The sequence below is a fragment of the Bacillus sp. FSL W7-1354 genome (genome assembly GCF_038002405.1).
In the GTDB taxonomy this organism is placed as follows: Bacteria; Bacillota; Bacilli; order Bacillales; family Bacillaceae; genus Bacillus; species Bacillus paralicheniformis.
On record NZ_JBBOCL010000001.1, the window covers coordinates 1,642,344 to 1,655,143 of the forward strand.

Below are 12,800 nucleotides of genomic sequence, written 5' to 3' on the forward strand. Positions count from 1 at the left end.
ATATGTCCTCCTTCGCTATATTAAAACTCGGCCAATTCTCTCATCGCTGCTTCCGCTTTATCCGGATTGACCATAAAGAACTTTTCCATTGTAGGAGCATACGGCATTGCCGGGACGTCAGGGCCCGCCAACCGCTTAATCGGCGCATCCAAATCGAACAGGCAATGCTCTGAAATGATCGCGGCTACTTCACTCATAATGCTGCCTTCCTTCGTATCCTCGGTCATCAGAAGCACTTTGCCCGTTTTGGAAGCCGCTTCAATAATCGCTTCCTGATCGAGCGGATATACTGTTCTTAAATCAAGGATATGTGCGGAAATCCCGTCTTTGGCAAGCCGCTCGGCAGCCTGAAGGGCGAAATGGACGCACAATCCGTATGTGATGACGGTAATGTCTTCGCCTTCCCGCTTCACATCCGCCTTTCCGATCGGCAGCACATAGTCGTCACTCGGCACTTCGCCCTTGATCAGCCGGTACGCACGTTTATGCTCGAAGAACAGGACAGGGTCGTCATCGCGGATGGCCGCTTTCAAAAGCCCTTTGACATCATAAGGTGTCGAAGGCATGACGATTTTCAACCCGGGCTGGTTGGCAAATACGGCTTCAACTGACTGAGAATGGTACAGCGCGCCGTGCACGCCTCCGCCGTAAGGTGCGCGGATGACGATCGGACAATTCCAGTCATTGTTGGAGCGGTAGCGGATTTTTGCCGCTTCTGAAATAATCTGGTTGACAGCCGGCATGATAAAATCTGCAAACTGCATTTCGGCGACCGGTCTCATCCCGTACATGGCAGCCCCGATTCCGACGCCGGCAATTGCGGATTCCGCCAAAGGCGTGTCCATCACCCGCTCTTCACCGAACTGGTCGTAAAGACCGGCTGTTGCCTTGAACACACCGCCTTTTTTGCCGACATCCTCCCCTAAAACAAAGACGCGGGAATCCTTTTCCATTTCTTCTTTCAAAGCCAAAGTGACAGCATCTATATATGACATAACTGGCATTGTTCTTCCCCCTTACTCCGCATAAACATGCCGCAGCGCATCTTCCGGATCTGCATAAGGTGCATGTTCAGCATAATCTGTTGCTTCATTGACGATGGTTGTGATCTCATCCGACATTTGCTTCTCAGACTGGTCGTCCAGAAGCCCTGTTTCTTTTAAGTAATGCGCGAATTTGTTAAGCGGATCATTTTTCTTCGCCTCCGCCACCTCTTCGCGCTCTCTGTAGCTTCGATCATCATCATCGCTGGAGTGCGGGGTCAGCCGGTATGATATCGTTTCGATTAATGTCGGACCTTCGCCTCTTCCGGCACGTTCCCTTGCTTCTTTAACCGCTTTGTAGACTTCAAGCGGATCATTTCCGTCAACGGTCACGCCGGGCATGCCGTAACCGACGGCGCGGTCGGAAATGTTTTCACAAGCCACCTGCTTTTCGTAAGGAACCGAAATGGCGTATTTATTGTTTTCACACATGAAAATGACGGGAAGCTTATGAACGGCGGCAAAGTTCGCCCCTTCATGGAAGTCCCCCTGGTTTGAAGAGCCTTCGCCGAACGTCACAAAAGTCGCGATGTCTTTCTTTTCAAGCCTTCCGGCAAGCGCTACACCCACCGCGTGCGGAACTTGCGTTGTCACTGGCGAAGAGCCTGTGACGATCCGGTTTTTCTTTTGACCGAAGTGGCTCGGCATCTGCTTTCCTCCCGAATTCGGATCCTCGGCTTTTGCAAACGCCGACAGCATTAAATCTTTTGCCGTCATGCCAAAAGCAAGGACAACGCCCATATCTCTGTAATATGGAAGCACATAATCGTTCTCACGGTCTAATGCAAATGCCGCTCCGACCTGGGCGGCTTCCTGTCCTTGACAAGAGATGACAAAAGGAATTTTGCCTGAACGGTTTAAGAGCCACATCCGCTCATCAAGTTTTCTGGCTAAAAGCATGGTTTTGTACATGTCGATTGCTTGTTCATCTGTTAATCCAACTGCTTCATGACGGTTATTGCCCATTTTTTTCACTCCTTCATGCTTTCTAAAAATGAATCGCCTTTCCATCTACGGCAAGGGCGGCTTCTCCGATCGCCTCCGACAGCGTCGGATGCGGATGGATCGTTTGTCCGACTTCCCACGGGGTGGCGTCAAGCACCTTTGCCAGACCGGCTTCAGATATCATGTCTGTCACATGCGGGCCGATCATGTGAACGCCCAAAATATCATCTGATTCGCGATCGGCGACGATTTTGACAAAGCCGTCCGTCTCACCGTACACGAGCGCTTTGCCAATCGCCTGAAACGGAAATTTGCCTACTTTGACGCTTTTGCCCTGTGCCTTCGCCTCATCCTCTGTCAAGCCGACCGATGCGGCTTCAGGACTTGAATAGATGCATTTTGAGACAAGCGAATAGTCGATGGCGTGCGGATTCTCGCCAGCAATATGCTCAACAGCCGTAATCCCTTCATGGGAAGCAGCATGTGCAAGCTGAAGGCCGCCGATCACATCTCCGATCGCATAGATGTGGGATTCTTTTGTCTGGTACATGCTGTTTGTCGCGATAAAGCCGTTTTCCACTTGGATATCTGTGTTTTCCAGACCGATCCCTTCAACATTTGCCTGCCTTCCGACAGATACGAGCATTTTCTCAGCGGAATAGGTCTGTTTTTCACCGTCTTTTTCCGCTTGAATGCTGACCGTATCGCCTTTCGCCAATGTGTCGGGCAGCACTTTCGCTCCCGTGATGATGGTGATGCCTTTTTTCGCCAGCTGCGTCTGCATTTCTTTAGAAATATCGGCATCTTCAGTCGGCAAAATCCGGTCTGCATACTCAATGACGGTCACGTCAACACCGAAATCGCACAGCATGGAAGCCCACTCGATTCCGATGACACCTCCTCCGACAATCAGCATGGAAGCCGGAAGCTGCTCAAGTTCAAGCGCTTCGTCGGATGACAGCACGTTTTCCCCGTCAAGCTCAAGCCCTGGCAGCGACCTGGGCCTTGAGCCTGTGGCGATGATGACGTTTTTCGGTATGAGCATCTCATTCTCATCCCCGTTTGCCATCTCAACGGAAACCGTCCCCGGCATCGGGGAAAAAATCGACGGCCCGAGAATCCGTCCGATTCCTTCGTAAACATCAATCTTTCCTTTTTTCATCAAGTGTTTGACACCGTTGTGCAGCTGGTCAATTATTTTTTGTTTTCTGCTTTGAACTTGAGAAAACCGCAGGCCGACTTCAGAAATGACCACTCCGAATTCGTCCGCCTTTTTTGCTGTCCTGTAAACTTCCGCGCTTCTTAGGAGCGCTTTCGACGGGATGCAGCCTTTATGAAGGCACGTGCCGCCGAGTTTCCGCTTTTCAACGACGGCTGTTTTCAGCCCCAGCTGCGAAGCTCTGATGGCAGCCACATAGCCGCCTGTGCCCCCTCCAAGAATCACGAGATCGTATTCAGTTGCCATGACTTTCCCTCCTCTGGTTCGGATACTGTTTCGCCTCTTCTTCGCCGTTTAATACGCGAAATGCACCTTCAGCCAATGCTTGAAGCTCATTTTCTCCCGGAAAGACGACGACATCCGAAATCCAGTCTATGTATTGTCTGATCGAGGTAACAAACGATTTTCCGTACGCCAGTCCGCCTGTCAAAATAATGACATCGACTTCGCCTTTTAAGACGGCGCTGGCCGCCCCGATTTCTTTGGCGATTTGATAAGCCATCGCTTCATAGATGAGCGCAGCCTTTTGATCGCCTTCCTTGATCATTTTCTCAACTTTAACCGCATCCGTCGTGCCGAGATAGCCGGCGAGGCCTCCGCCGCCGACTAGCATTTTCATCAGCTCGCCTTTCGTATACTTGCCGGAGAAGGCCATTTCGATCAGATCACCCGCAGGAATGGTTCCGGCCCGCTCCGGACTGAGCGGACCTTCTCCGTGGAGGCCGTTGTTGACATCGATCACCCGACCGTGGCAATGAACGCCGGTCGTAATGCCGCCTCCCATGTGGGTGATGATCATTTTCATATCTTCATACCGCTTTCCAAACTGCCAGGCCGCTTTCCTCGCGACAGCTTTTTGGTTGAGCGCGTGAAAAATACTGCGCCTTTCAATGGCCGGCGTACCGGAAATTTTTGCGATAGGGGCCATTTCATCCACAACAACGGGGTCGACGATAAAAGCGGGAATATTTAATCCGTCGGCAATCTCCCTGGCGATGATACCCCCGAGATTTGATGCATGCTGCCCCGCATATCCGTTCTTCAAATCGGTGATCATCGCATCGTTGACTTCGTAAGTGCCGCCTTCAATCGGTCTGAGCAGCCCTCCCCGGGCGCAAACGGCATCCAATTTAGAAATATTGATTCCCTGTTCATGCAGGGTTTCGAGTATCGCCTGTTTTCTGAACGAATATTGATCAATAATGGTTTGGTATTGCTGTAACTCAGCCTCGTCATGACGGATTGATTTTTCGAAAATCGAACGGTCATCATGAAAAACGCCGATCTTTGTAGATGTTGATCCCGGATTGATGACGAGAATACGTTTTTCCTGTACCTGCATTGATATAAAACCTCCAATAGCGAATAGGGGTTATGATCTTAACGCCTGCTTAAAATGTGATGGCCGTTTTGCAAAAATTGACTTCTCGATTGGCGCATGCGCTCAATACGCTCTTCCGCCAGGCGGTCTGCGGCCAAGTATGTCGGAATGCGGTCGCGTTTTGAAATTTCAAGGACGCGTTCAATATTTCCGTAGATGCCTTCGACTTTTTTCAGCGCGCGCTCTGAATTATAGCCGTAAAGCTCGTCAGCGACATTGATGACGCCGCCGGCATTGATGACATAGTCAGGGGCATAAACGATATCCATGTCGTGGATTTGATCCCCGTGGCGCGTTTCTTTCAGCTGATTGTTGGCTGCCCCGGCAATCACTTTGGCTTTCAGCTGCGGAATCGTATCATCGTTGATTGTCGCTCCCAGAGCACACGGTGCATATATATCGCACTCCTGTGAATAAATATCATCCGGATCGACGGCACGGGCGCCGAATTCGGCGACTGCGCGTTCGACCGCTTCTTTATTGATGTCGGTCACGATCAGTTTCGCGCCTTCTTCGTGGAGATGACGGCACAGATTGTATGCCACGTTTCCGACCCCTTGGACAGCAACGGTTTTTCCTTCAAGCGAATCTGTCCCGAAGGCCTCTTTTGCCGCAGCCTTCATCCCTTTATATACCCCGTAAGCCGTTACCGGGGAAGGATTGCCAGATGAACCGAAAGCAGGCGAAATGCCTGTAACAAAATCAGTTTCGTCATGAATGATGTCCATATCTTCAACGGTTGTACCGACGTCTTCCGCGGTGATGTATCTGCCGTTCAGCCCTTGAATGTAACGGCCGAAAGCGCGGAACATTTCTTCGTTTTTATCTTTGCGCGGATCGCCGATAATAACGGTTTTGCCTCCTCCGAGGTTCAGTCCGGCCGCCGCGTTTTTATAGGTCATTCCCCGCGCAAGGCGCAGCGCATCTTCAATTGCGGCTTCTTCACTTTCATATGTCCACATTCTCGTGCCGCCGAGAGCCGGCCCGAGCGTCGTATCATGAATCGCGATGATCGCTTTTAATCCGGACTGTTTATCTTGGCAAAATACCAATTGCTCATAGTCATACTGTTCCATATATCGAAATAGTTCCATTTTTTATTCCTCCTCTTGTCGTGCTTCAGACGTACACAGCGCCAAAGCAATCGAATACAGCTTGTTTTCTGCGGAATCGGCCCTGCTTGTCAAGGCGATGGGCGCTTTTGCCCCTGCCAAAATGGCTCCCACTTTCGCACCCGCAAAATGAATCAATGATTTGTAAAGGACATTGCCTGTTTCAATTGAAGGAACAAGCAGGATGTCAGCCTCGCCCGCAACGATTCCAGAAATGTTTTTATGCCGGGCGGCAAGCGGTGAGATCGCGTTATCCAACGCAAGAGGCCCGTCAACGATGCAATTTTTGATTTGGCCCCGATGATTCATCTGCGTCAAGGCAGCTGCATTTAATGTCGCTTCCATTGCGGGATTCACCGTTTCCACCGCGGCGAGGCAAGCGGCTTTCGGCATTTGCACGCCGACCGCTCTCGCCACGCCGACTGCGTTTTCTAAAATTTGTTTCAGCTCATCAAGCTTGGGGCTGATATTCATTGCCGCATCTGTTACATAAATCAGCCTCTCAAACCCGCTGACTTCGAAAGCTGCTACATGTGACAGTACATGCGAGGAACGGAGCCCGTACTCTTTATTCAAAACGGCTTTTAATAGCACGGCTGTCGGGACATTCCCCTTCATGAGAACATCAGCATTTCCGCTTTTGACAGCTTGAACGGCAATTCTCGCCGAATCCGCCGGCGATTCCGAATGAATGATATCCACGTGCCGTTTTGAAATGTTCTGTTCTGTCATCATATGCCTGATCTTTTCTCTGTGCCCAATCAGCAAGAACCGGGCAAATTGTTTGTCGACCGCAAGTTTGACTGCTTGCAGCACTTCGTCATCTTCTGCATGTGCGACGGCGACCGTTTTATTGTCAAGCTCCGCCGCTTTTTGCAATAATTGTTTCAGCTTCATAGTACCCACCTTTCTTAGCAAACATCCGCCCACTATATCATGCAAGTTTCGTGCCAGTATAAAAAAGCGGTTCGGTACTGTGATCCTGTTTTACAGTTTGCATGATTTTGCACTCGTTTTGCAATTTATTGCATGCTATCTTTTGCAAGATTGTATTTATCCATTTTGTAATAGAGATTGCGGATACTGATTCCAAGCGCTTTCGCCGTTTTCGTTCTGTTGTATTGATGCTTTTCAAGCGTTTCTTTTATGACATGAGCTTCAAACCGTTCAACCGCATCAGACAGCTTTTCCTCTTCAATCTCAGGGAAAGCTGCTCCGGCTTCCACCTTTTTTTTCGGACGGTCTGCTTCAGGCAGGTGTTCGAGATCAATCCATTCCATTTGCGGTTTTAAAAAGATCATCGCCCGCTCAAGGACATTTTCAAGCTCTCTGACATTCCCCGGCCACTTCCGTGCTTTTAACGATTTGAGTGCGTTTTTCGTGAGCCCCTTTACATTGCGTCCGTATTCTTGATTGATCTTCCCAATCAAATGCCTGCTCAAGGCTTCGATATCCTCTTTCCGCTGCCTGAGCGGCGGAATTGATATCGGATAGCGATTGATCCGGTAGTACAAGTCTTCGCGAAACCTGCCCTCAGCGAGCGCTTTTTCAATATTGACGTTTGTCGCTGCGATGACCCGGACGTTCACAGAAATCGGTTTGGTCCCGCCGACTCTGACAATTTCTTTTTCCTGAAGAACGCGGAGGAGCTTCGCTTGTGTGTTTTGCGTGAGCTCTCCGATTTCATCCAAGAAAATGCTGCCGTTGTTCGCCTCTTCAAAAAATCCTTTTTTGCCGCCGCGGCGCGCGCCTGAAAAAGCGCCTTCTTCATAGCCGAACAGCTCTGATTCAAGCAGTGATTCCGAAATGGCCGCACAATTGACGCGAACAAACTTATTATACTTTCGGTCACTTTCGTTATGTATGGCATGGGCAAAAAGCTCTTTCCCCGTTCCCGATTCGCCTCTCAGCAAAATCGTCGCAGGCGTCTTCGCCCCCAATTTCGCCTGTTCCAGCGCGACGAGCATCTGCTCGCTTGAACCGATGATATCGGCAAATGTATATTTCGCCTCGAGTGTACGGATAATCTGGCGCGCTCTGTTCAGCTCGTTTGTGAGCGATTGAATTTCAGATACATCGTGAATAACACCGACGCTCCCTTTTAAAATACCGTCAACGATAATCGGCGCGACATTGACGATCACTTCTTTTTTATTGGGGCCGACTTTCATTCTGACCCCTCTGACAGGGCGCCTCGTTTCAAGCACTTTCAAATGCATGCTTTCACCTTCGGATATGTCGGTATTGGCCGGCTTCCCGATCACCTGGTCTTTTGTCAGGCCCGTCATCTTTGTATACGCCCTGTTGATCATCATCCCGTTTCCGTTTTCATCAACGACCGATATCGCTTCATCCGAAGATTGAATGATCGCTTCAAGCATCGTTCTGACTTCCTTCAGGTTGGTCACCTCTTCAGCCAGCTCGACCGCATCGGTAATGTCCTTAAATATGCTAAGCGCCCCGAGCAGCGTCCCTCCGTCATCGATAATCGGAATTCTGGTCGTAACGATCTGCCTGTTCGGATGGAGAAATTGTTTTTGATGATACTCAGGCTCTCTCGTATTGAGAATGCGCGGCAGCTTCGTCGTCGGGATCACGCTTTGAATATGCTGGCCGATCGCTTCAGTGCGCTTTGTCCCGGTCATCACTTCCGCCATTTTGTTAAACAAAATGATCTCTTCGTTAATGTCGATAAAAATCATGCCGTCATTCATAGAGTTGAAAATACGGTCGTGTTTATACGTCTGCTCTTTTAACATTTGGATGAGCTGCTGCTTTTCGTTCATCAGCTGAGAGATGATATAAGCGAGCGATCCCGGCACCACGATCGTACTGTCGTGCTTTTTTCGCATCAGTTGCTTTAATACGCCGGCGTCTCCGGTCGTTTCAATGATGATATCGATCTGTTCTGTGATGTACGGCGCCCAATCGAGCGCCGTTTCGATATCGTTTTTTTGCGCGATGAAAAGCCCGGGAGCTTCCGGATTTTTATCGATGACCGCCTCGATATGCATCGTCTTTGTTTTCAGCAGCACATCCAAGAGAGCGGTCCCCCCTTTTCCAGCACCAACGATCAGTACTTTTTGCATCATCCCTTTACCCCTTTGTATGAAAAATTTTGCACACTATCACGTTCACTTGCAACAATTTGCACAACATCTATGTTATCATGTTTTCCTTTCTTGACAAACTTTTTTTTCAAATAGACAATAAAGGTAAATCTTTGGTAAGGGGATTCGTGTATGGGGAGAATGATCGCACTGCTCGTTTTGCTGATACCGGGAGGCCTGGCTGCTCTCGGAATTAAATTGATGCGCGACACTGTTTTCGGCGTTTTGATCAGCCCGTTTCAGATCCTTTGGCTTCAGGGGCTGGCGGGGTTCATATGCTTCGCAGGCGGCCTTTATTTATTAGGCGGATTTATTCTATACAGAGACAGAAAACGCAACCAAGTAAGCCCCCGCTTCAGAAAAAAGCAGAGCGGCCGCGAGGTGTGATCTCTGCGAACGGAAAGCAAAAAGCCGCAGATATTGTCTGCGGCTTTCAGATTGTTGACAAAATCCCAAAACGACTTTTAGTTTTGGGATTTTGTAATCCTTTCAGTGTGTCACATCTCGGCTTTTATTTTTAACGCTTTTTCGGGAAAATCAGTGAAGAAACCGTCAATTCCTTCAGCAATCAGCTTTTTCATCTCCTCTTCACGGTTGATGGTGAACGGCCGGACCGCTTTTTGTTTCAAATGGGCGTTTTTGATCATGTCAACCGACATTGAACGGCGATACGGATGAAATCCTGTAGCCGGAATCATTTCAATGTACTCCTCCGGCTTGTAGATGACATCCATGTAAAGCGCGGCCAACTCGATACTTGGATTCAGTCTGCTGCATAACGCAAGGCTTTCATGATTAAATGATGAAAGAATGATCCGGTCTTGAAGGCCGTACGCTTCAATCATCGACATCACCTTTTCTTCCATTCCTTCATAACGGATAATGCTGTTTTTCAATTCCACATTGAGAAGAAATTCAGCATCTGCCGCCCACTCAAACACTTCTTCAAGGGTCGGTACCGGGACAGAGCCGGTTTTTTCTGAAAAACGGTGGCTTGCGTCTCCGCGCTTGATCTCCTTATATGTAAGATCCTTCACATATCCTTTCAGCGAAGTCGTCCTGTCAAGCTTTTCATCATGTATTACAACAAGACGTCCGTCTTTTGCCATTTGTACATCCAATTCGATGCCGTCTGCACCGATGGCCGCCGCCTGCTTAAACGCCGCCATTGTATTTTCGGGGAAAGTGCCTGAAGCTCCTCGGTGTGCAAATATTTTCGTCATTTCTGGTTCACCTCTACAAGAATTGCAAGTTTATATCCCATTATGAAGGTCTTACTGTTTTCTTTCCACACATAAGGCCTTTTTTAACATAAACATAACACAAGAACCCCGGTCTTATACCGGGGCCCCTATTGTTATTCGTAATAAGCTGTGACAGCGTCAGCAATCGCGTCTGCCGCTTTTTCCTGATATTCCGGACTTTCGAGTTTAGCTGCATCAGTTTTGTTCGTGATAAAGCCGAGTTCGACTAAAACACTCGGCATTTGAGAATTTTTGATGACATAAAACCCTGATTCTTTTACACCTCTGTCCCGAGTGCCAAGCGCATCCGGAAGGCGTTCTTGAATGTTAGACGCCAGGCGTTCGCTGTCAGCGGCTTGATAGGCAGAATCGAAGTATGTTTCTGTACCTGACGCTTCAGGGACGGCCGAGTTTGCATGAATGCTGATCAGCAAGTCCGAAGCGTGCTTGCTCGCTTTGGCCACCCGGTCTTCCAGCGTCAAAAACGTATCATCCGTTCTTGAGGCGACTGTGGCAGCTCCCTCTTCTTTCAGTTTTTCATCAACCAGCTTTGCCACTTCAAGATTGACATCTTTCTCAAGCAGCCCGCTTCCGACCGCGCCGCTGTCTTCGCCCCCGTGACCTGCGTCAACATATACCGTCTTACCGGAAAGCGGCTCAGCTGCAAAAGCAGCTGGAAAAACCGCAATAAACGAAAACAGCAGCAAAACTAAACTCCTCATTAACAGTTTCACGATTAGTTCCTCCTACAATCCCTTTTTTGCAAACGATCATTCTTTCTCTTTCATATCTTCAAGCTGTAATGTTCCGTCCTCTGTTTTCGTGTACTTCACTTCCACCTTTGTATCATCCTTGATCCCCTTATATTTATCCCGTTTTTCGGGAGGGACCTGAAACGTCGTTTCTTTACCGTCAATATTGACGGCGACGGTATGCTGATCCGCCAAACCGACAAAGGTGCCTTCTTTCACAAACGTTTCCCCGCCTGTTCCTTTTCGGCTCTCATTATGTTGCGTTGTCCCGCAGCCTGCCAATAGCAGCATAGCGAACAAAACAAGGATGACTCCTTTTTTCATGTCGACCACCTCGCCCGCTGAATTTTTTACACCCCGTACCTTATCTTTAATACCCGGCGGCTGTAAAGCAGGCCACTCCAGCAGATATTCGCCCGATTTACCCGTCCAACGCCCCAGGGATTTCCGAATTGTTAGAAGCCATCCGCTCAAAAACGTCTGTGAAAAACGGTCTACCCAAGGCGAAAAATGGTTGTCATCTGGAAGAAATCAGATCTATTTCATCATTTTTATTTTTTTGTATAAAAAAACGTCTTTTTTCATAAGAAAAAAGACGTTTCATGCGGCTTTCGCTTTATATGATTCATTCTATGACGCCAATGCACCGGGCGTGAGACAAACTTTGAAAAATAGACGGATACACCGAAAGCTGGCTGCGTGCTATGTGGCTTTTATCAGAACTTGCAGGAATGCATTTTTTAAAGCCCGGCTGCTTCATGACAACATTTAGTCCTTCATAGCGGATGATTTAGCAGCGCTGCTCCTTCCGCAGTTCTCATGCTTATATTTGCTGCTGCAGAGCCTGCTTCCGGTCCATTGTTGACGGCGCCTCTTTAATCTTTTTGGCAGGCACACCGGCTATTGTAATGTTTTCCTCAGTGAAAGATTTGTTGACTACGGCGTTTGCGCCAATCGAAATGCCGTCGGCAATGTGAATGCTGCCAAAGAGCTTTGCTCCAGGCCCGATCCAGACATTGTCTCCGATTGTTGGAACATCGTGGTGAGCGTGATTTTGCCCGATGTTAACTCCTTGATGAATGTCACAGTTTGCACCTATTTTTGCATTGCTGTTTACGATGAGCAATCCGTAATGGTTGATCCTCAACCCCGGACCGAAAACATTCACCGGGATGTCAAATCCGAGCTTCAATCCTCTCTTTTTATGCAGATACCGGTAAACATGCTTGAACACCTTGGAGTTGGCATTTGAGTAATATTCATGTTTGCGCAAGGCTATCTGATACTTCCAAATATCATCGCCAAACCATTTAGGCCTTTTTCGACTTGAGATTCCTAACGCTTTCTTGTCTTGTTCGAGATAATAGCGAAGATCTGTTTTCGTAAAGATCATCATACCACCTGCTTATTTCATACTTTTAACTCGAGATTGGCTTTTTCGAAAGGTTTTACATTCTCCGCCATCTATTTCCATGAAATTACTAAAAGGAAAACAAAAAAAGGGGGAGCCCCCCTTTTTTGTTCATCCTTCGTAAAAACCAACCCAAGTGTTAAAAACATTACTGTAAAATTTCCCTTTGAAATACCATGTTCCATCGCTATCAGAAAATTTGTTACTGAAAACTCCTGAAGAAGATTTTACACATTTTGATGATTTGCTGCTTTTGAATGAGCTTGGCAAGTCACTTGGACAATTGATGTATTGAGCAGTCGGATGTGCAATCACCTCAGATGAATGCGGTGCAGCAAATACCGGCGCTGTAGAAATAAGTAAACCAACAGCCAGAGTCGTACCAGTTAATAATTTATTGACTTTCATTTTAAAACAACTCCTTTTCCATTTATTTCATTTCGATTTCATCATATAACAAACAGGCATGTCTAAAAAGTGCACAAATTACAATATTTTGGTATTTTTTGATAAGCTGTTAGGCTGACTTTACACAATACACACCGTGCTGAAACACAAACAGTACATTTAAGAGCAAAAAAAC

The 12,800-nt window shown here is 48.0% G+C and carries 13 protein-coding genes; 1 reads left to right on the forward strand and 12 read right to left on the reverse strand.

Features of this window, described 5'->3' with window-relative positions:
* Positions 1-20 precede the first annotated feature (20 nt).
* The 7 genes from MKZ04_RS08245 to MKZ04_RS08275 all read right to left on the reverse strand — a co-directional run bounded on the left by MKZ04_RS08245 (position 21) and on the right by MKZ04_RS08275 (position 8,789).
* Positions 21-1,004: an alpha-ketoacid dehydrogenase subunit beta gene (locus MKZ04_RS08245; protein ID WP_026579328.1), complete on the reverse strand. Its 984-nt coding sequence runs from the start codon at positions 1,002-1,004 to the stop codon at positions 21-23.
* Positions 1,005-1,016: 12 nt separating this feature from the next.
* Positions 1,017-2,009 carry a thiamine pyrophosphate-dependent dehydrogenase E1 component subunit alpha gene (locus MKZ04_RS08250; RefSeq protein ID WP_020452115.1) on the reverse strand — a complete coding sequence of 331 codons (993 nt, stop codon included), beginning with the start codon at positions 2,007-2,009 and terminating at the stop codon, positions 1,017-1,019.
* A gap of 22 nt (positions 2,010-2,031) precedes the next feature.
* Entirely contained in the window at positions 2,032-3,453 is a 1,422-nt protein-coding gene (gene lpdA / locus MKZ04_RS08255) for a dihydrolipoyl dehydrogenase (RefSeq protein ID WP_145624024.1), read from the reverse strand.
* Complete coding sequence (gene buk / locus MKZ04_RS08260; protein ID WP_023855156.1) at positions 3,443-4,549, reverse strand: butyrate kinase; 1,107 nt, start codon at positions 4,547-4,549, stop codon at positions 3,443-3,445. The genes lpdA and buk overlap by 11 nt, the downstream gene beginning before the upstream one ends.
* Before the next feature lie 38 nt (positions 4,550-4,587).
* Positions 4,588-5,682 (reverse strand): branched-chain amino acid dehydrogenase, encoded by a 1,095-nt coding sequence (bcd, locus tag MKZ04_RS08265; protein ID WP_026579327.1) that lies wholly within the window; start codon positions 5,680-5,682, stop codon positions 4,588-4,590.
* Between the two features lie 3 nt (positions 5,683-5,685).
* Entirely contained in the window at positions 5,686-6,597 is a 912-nt protein-coding gene (gene yqiS / locus MKZ04_RS08270; RefSeq protein ID WP_023855157.1) for a phosphate butyryltransferase, read from the reverse strand.
* Between the two features lie 125 nt (positions 6,598-6,722).
* The gene (locus tag MKZ04_RS08275) at positions 6,723-8,789 is read right to left on the reverse strand and encodes a sigma-54 interaction domain-containing protein (RefSeq protein ID WP_023855158.1); all 2,067 of its coding nucleotides are present in this window, start codon (positions 8,787-8,789) and stop codon (positions 6,723-6,725) included.
* A gap of 153 nt (positions 8,790-8,942) precedes the next feature.
* On the opposite strand from MKZ04_RS08275, the gene MKZ04_RS08280 reads away from it, so the two are divergent.
* The gene (locus MKZ04_RS08280) at positions 8,943-9,197 is read left to right on the forward strand and encodes a DUF2627 domain-containing protein (RefSeq protein ID WP_020452121.1); all 255 of its coding nucleotides are present in this window, start codon (positions 8,943-8,945) and stop codon (positions 9,195-9,197) included.
* Between the two features lie 110 nt (positions 9,198-9,307).
* On the opposite strand, the gene MKZ04_RS08285 is transcribed toward MKZ04_RS08280, so the two are convergent.
* From MKZ04_RS08285 to MKZ04_RS08305, 5 genes are all read right to left on the reverse strand, one after another.
* Positions 9,308-10,033 carry a glycerophosphodiester phosphodiesterase gene (locus MKZ04_RS08285; protein ID WP_216920092.1) on the reverse strand — a complete coding sequence of 242 codons (726 nt, stop codon included), beginning with the start codon at positions 10,031-10,033 and terminating at the stop codon, positions 9,308-9,310.
* A 134-nt stretch (positions 10,034-10,167) separates the two neighbouring features.
* On the reverse strand, positions 10,168-10,788 hold the full coding sequence (locus MKZ04_RS08290) for an N-acetylmuramoyl-L-alanine amidase family protein (RefSeq protein ID WP_328066741.1): 621 nt from the start codon (positions 10,786-10,788) through the stop codon (positions 10,168-10,170).
* Between the two features lie 36 nt (positions 10,789-10,824).
* Positions 10,825-11,130 carry a membrane lipoprotein lipid attachment site-containing protein gene (locus MKZ04_RS08295; protein WP_020452124.1) on the reverse strand — a complete coding sequence of 102 codons (306 nt, stop codon included), beginning with the start codon at positions 11,128-11,130 and terminating at the stop codon, positions 10,825-10,827.
* A 499-nt stretch (positions 11,131-11,629) separates the two neighbouring features.
* Positions 11,630-12,199 carry a serine O-acetyltransferase gene (locus MKZ04_RS08300; protein WP_020452125.1) on the reverse strand — a complete coding sequence of 190 codons (570 nt, stop codon included), beginning with the start codon at positions 12,197-12,199 and terminating at the stop codon, positions 11,630-11,632.
* Between the two features lie 129 nt (positions 12,200-12,328).
* The gene (locus MKZ04_RS08305; RefSeq protein WP_020452126.1) at positions 12,329-12,625 is read right to left on the reverse strand and encodes an antimicrobial peptide LCI; all 297 of its coding nucleotides are present in this window, start codon (positions 12,623-12,625) and stop codon (positions 12,329-12,331) included.
* Positions 12,626-12,800 lie beyond the last annotated feature (175 nt).